Here is a 4,380-nt window from a genome sequence, read left to right on the forward strand (position 1 = left end):
CTGTGATGTTATAAATGTACGGGCAGTAACAGAAAAAGAGAACGCGTAAGATCGTCGGCAGCGTCAGATGTGTATAAGAGACAGGAAATATTTCCTCGCTTGATTAAAGCTTGGTTATACGAGGACCAATTGGTTGTACGGTAAGTTTTAGGTGCAGGCTTCTTCATCTGGAAATTATATTGCTAAAGAAGCCCTCAAGAATAGCTTTGTGCAACAAAGCCGTTCTAAGAACATACTTGCGCTTGGGCTTAAGCGTCTAGCAGTAGGAATCACCTCCGTTTAGGGAGGTGAGGAAGTCAAGGCATAAGATTTTCACCTTCTTATGCTATGTTCCATAGTTTACCTCCTCTCCCCCCTTAAAAGAGGAAGAGGATGTAAAATAAATTAAAGAAAGCTTGGCAGTCCTTTAGCGGGATCGGTTTCACGTGCCGCTTGGGCATCTGCTACAGTCATACCTAAGGCCTTAGCAACGCCTTGCCCATAAGCTGGATCGCAAGCATAACAGTTGCGGATGTGACGGTATTTGATGAAATCTAGCGCATCACCCATCGCTGCGGCCGTGTTATTAAACAATGCTTGTTTCTGCTCATCATTCATCAAATTGAACAGGGCACGTGGCTGGCTGAAGTAGTCATTGTCATCTTCGCGGAAGTCCCAGAAATCAGCATCACCGGTAATCTTTAATGCTGGTTCTTTAAACTGAGGTTGTTCCTGCCACTGGTTAAAACTGTTCGGCTCGTAATGTGGCAATGAACCATAGTTGCCATCCATGCGGCCCTGACCATCACGGCGGTTCGAATGTACAGGACAACGTGCAGCATTGACCGGAACCTGTGAATGATTCACACCAACACGGTAACGTGCTGCGTCGGCATAGTTCACTAAACGTGCCTGTAACATACGGTCTGGTGAGTAGCTGATGCCCGGTACAAGATTACTAGGTGCAAAGGCTGCCTGTTCTACATCCTGGAAATAGTTTTCCGGATTGCGGTTCAGTTCGAATTCACCGACTTCAATCAGTGGATAATCGCCCTTCGGCCAGACTTTGGTCAGGTCAAATGGATGATAAGGCACTGTTTCAGCTTTCAGTTCCGGCATGATCTGAACGTACATTTTCCATTTTGGATACTCACCACGCTCAATGGCATCAAATAGGTCAGTCTGACTACTTTCACGATCTTTAGCAATCAAATCTGCTGCTTCAGCATCGGTCAGGTTCTGGATGCCTTGCTGGGTACGCATATGGAATTTCACCCAGAAGCGTTCATTTTGGGCATTGATAAAACTGAAGGTATGGCTGCCAAAACCATGCATATGACGGTAGCCAGCAGGAATACCGCGATCCGACATCACAATGGTCACCTGATGCAAGGCCTCAGGCAATAATGTCCAGAAATCCCAGTTATTGGTGGCACTGCGCTTGTTGGTTTTCGGGTCACGTTTGACTGCTTTATTCAGGTCAGGGAACTTGCGCGCATCCCGCAGGAAAAACACCGGGGTGTTATTACCGACCAGATCCCAGTTGCCTTCTTCGGTATAGAATTTCAGGGCAAAACCGCGAATATCACGTTCTGCATCGGCCGCACCACGTTCACCAGCCACCGTTGAGAAACGCGCAAACATTTCGGTTTTTTTGCCGACTTCAGAGAAAATTTTAGCACGGGTATATTGGGTAATATCGTTGGTCACAGTAAAGGTACCAAAGGCACCTGAACCTTTAGCGTGCATACGACGCTCTGGAATCACTTCGCGGACGAAGTTTGCTAATTTTTCGTTCAACCATAGATCTTGGGCAAGTAAAGGTCCACGCGCACCTGCCGTCATACTGTTCTGGTTGTCGACCACAGGGGCACCAGCTTCAGTAGTCAGGTGGGTAACAGGACATTTTTTAGGGTCTTGACTCATACTATTAACTCCCGTTCCTTTTCATTTAAATTGCCTAGAGAAACTTAAGATCTCCATATTTTAGTTTACGCTTAACTAGCGTATTAAAATATTAAACTAAAGAGATTCTTTAAAAATTATAGTCAATCCATTTTAATATAAAGCTTCTTATTCTAAGTGCGATTCTAAATCCAAAATAGAAATAAAAATTCTATTTTAAGATTATGATACTGATTAGGTACACAAACATAAATATTAACTTATCACAATATGAAGGCACAGCATATATAAAAGTTAGCAGTCCATCCTTATGGCTTTTATCTCTCTTCACAACCATTATAACTATATAGTACAACTATCAATAAAATCTCCCCACCATTGCATCATTTCCATACGCTGATTAAAATATTCTGCATGATTATAGCTGGCACGAGTTCTATTTTTATCAGTATGAGATAGCTGTGCTTCAATCCAATTTGATTGAAATAAACCAGATTCATTTAGTATGGTACTAAATGTTGAGCGTAACCCATGAGAAGTTAATTCATTTTTAGTATATCCCATTTTTCTGATAATCAAGTTCAGGGTATTAAAATGAATAGGTTTATTATTATTCCGGGGGCTAGAAAACACATATTTTTCGCCATAAGACCAAACGAGTGCTGATTTCACAACTTCAAGTGCTTGATCAGATAGTGGAACTAAAAATTCAGGAATATCATGACCTAAAATAACCTTTCTTCTATATTGTTTAATATGTAAGGCTGGTATTCTCCATATTTTTTTATCTAGATCGAAGTGATGCGGTTCACAAAGCAGTAATTCTCCACCACGTACGCCTGTATATAATTTAAATAATAGGGCTTTTTTAATGATAGGATCTGTATTAATCTGATTTAATCTAGCTAAGAAATTAGATAGTTCATCTGAGTTCAAATGAGGATAATTTTTCTTAATCTTATTATTGACTAATATTTTATGAAGTCCATGTGCAATATTATATTCACAATACCCCATTGCTACGGCATAATCATAAATCTGATTTAAATAACTATAAGCTTTCTTTACAGGTTCTTTGACATTTCGAGATTCTATATTTTTAATAATTTTAACCAGATCATATCTTTTAACTTCAATAAATGGCGCTAGTCCAATATTTGGATAAATATCCTGATCTAAACATTTTTTTGCAAGCTGAATTACACCGCATCGTGGTTCATCTTCAAAGGAATTTTTAATTTTAAATTCTAACCATTCTTCACAAATATCCTGAAAATTTTTGATATATTTTTTATGCAGCGGTTTATTTTCATAATCATTAAATTTATATTCATCCCGGACTGATCTGGCCTCTTTCAAGGACATTACAGGATATTCGCCCAACTTCATGCGAGGACGTTTATTTGTCCCTGCAAGTGAATAGCGGTAACTCCAAGATTTACGTCCATTTGGTTCTATCTTCAAACTTAAGCCGTCATCATCTGCCAGAAAATAAATTTTTTCCTTTGGCTTAGCCTGGCGTACCTTAACTTCCGTAAGACTCATGAATATTTAACCTAACCATAAATGACACTACTCAATTCAATTATAGCAAATTTAAGCAATATTTATGTGATGCGTATCATACGCATCATATGAATTTTTATATTATTGTTTTTTAATTATATTTTTATCAATATCTAGATTTAAGTAACCACTTGAATAACCAGCTGATTGCAAGGCTGAGCTCTAGAAGAGACTCACTATAAGTGATACAAACTGACTGATTGTAATAGCCCCCACTTAAAACAGCACTGTTGCAAATAGAAATTTGAGTCGATGATGTCCCCTTTAAAAAGTGCTTAGAGACCGAAAACGCTATTCACTAGATACACTTCTGTATTGGCCCCCGTAAAAACGGACAGTTAACTCGCTAATTTTAGTGATAGAAATTCCCGAGGGATTTCATTTTTAATTCGCTCTTTAAGCTCAATCATGATTTCATCAATCGCAATCATTTGATGACGTTTGAGTCCAGATCTACTGAGATTTTGATACTTAGACAGCTCAGTACTGCAATATTCTAAGTCTTGTTTAGCTTGTACTTTGTCTGTCCTAGCTACCTCAAAATAAAAACCCAGCACTCAGGCTGGGTCTCTCATATTGTTTATTTTACTGATGCAATGCCATTTCTGCACTTTTTGCTAAGAATGCTGAACGGCTCAAATGTTGTTTTTTTGCGACAGCATCAATACGTTTTACTAAAGCTTCTGGCATGCTGATATTAATACGAACGGACTTTGTGCTTACCTTTGTTGTATCAATATCAACCAATAACCAAAAACCACCTTCAAATCTCTCATCACCTAACCATTGTTCTGGGCTTGATGGTGCAGGCAATGGAATATCTTCACCATCAAAGTGAACTTCAACTGCTTCCTGTGCCATGCGTTGGATATCTTGCATTTCATTCGCTGCACTAAAACACCCTTCAAAGGGCACTGTTGCAAATAGAGA

Annotated in this window: 4 protein-coding genes; all 4 read right to left on the minus strand. The window is 39.2% G+C overall.

The genetic code is table 11. From position 1 onward, the window contains the following. Positions 1-384: 384 nt before the first annotated feature. The 4 genes from BFN00_RS13165 to BFN00_RS13180 all read right to left on the minus strand — a co-directional run bounded on the left by BFN00_RS13165 (position 385) and on the right by BFN00_RS13180 (position 4,365). Positions 385-1,905: a catalase gene (locus tag BFN00_RS13165; RefSeq protein WP_071852083.1), complete on the minus strand. Its 1,521-nt coding sequence runs from the start codon at positions 1,903-1,905 to the stop codon at positions 385-387. A 321-nt stretch (positions 1,906-2,226) separates the two neighbouring features. Next, complete coding sequence (locus BFN00_RS13170) at positions 2,227-3,429, minus strand: tyrosine-type recombinase/integrase (protein WP_071852084.1); 1,203 nt, start codon at positions 3,427-3,429, stop codon at positions 2,227-2,229. 359 nt (positions 3,430-3,788) lie between these two features. Beyond that, positions 3,789-4,004 (minus strand): hypothetical protein, encoded by a 216-nt coding sequence (locus tag BFN00_RS16185; RefSeq protein WP_071852086.1) that lies wholly within the window; start codon positions 4,002-4,004, stop codon positions 3,789-3,791. Positions 4,005-4,035: 31 nt separating this feature from the next. Then, a complete protein-coding gene (locus BFN00_RS13180) occupies positions 4,036-4,365 on the minus strand; it encodes a type II toxin-antitoxin system HicB family antitoxin (protein ID WP_071852085.1) in 330 nt (109 codons plus the stop codon). Between the last annotated feature and the right edge of the window lie 15 nt (positions 4,366-4,380).

This window comes from Acinetobacter sp. AR2-3 (assembly GCF_001878775.1).
In the GTDB taxonomy this organism is placed as follows: Bacteria; Pseudomonadota; Gammaproteobacteria; order Pseudomonadales; family Moraxellaceae; genus Acinetobacter; species Acinetobacter lwoffii_D.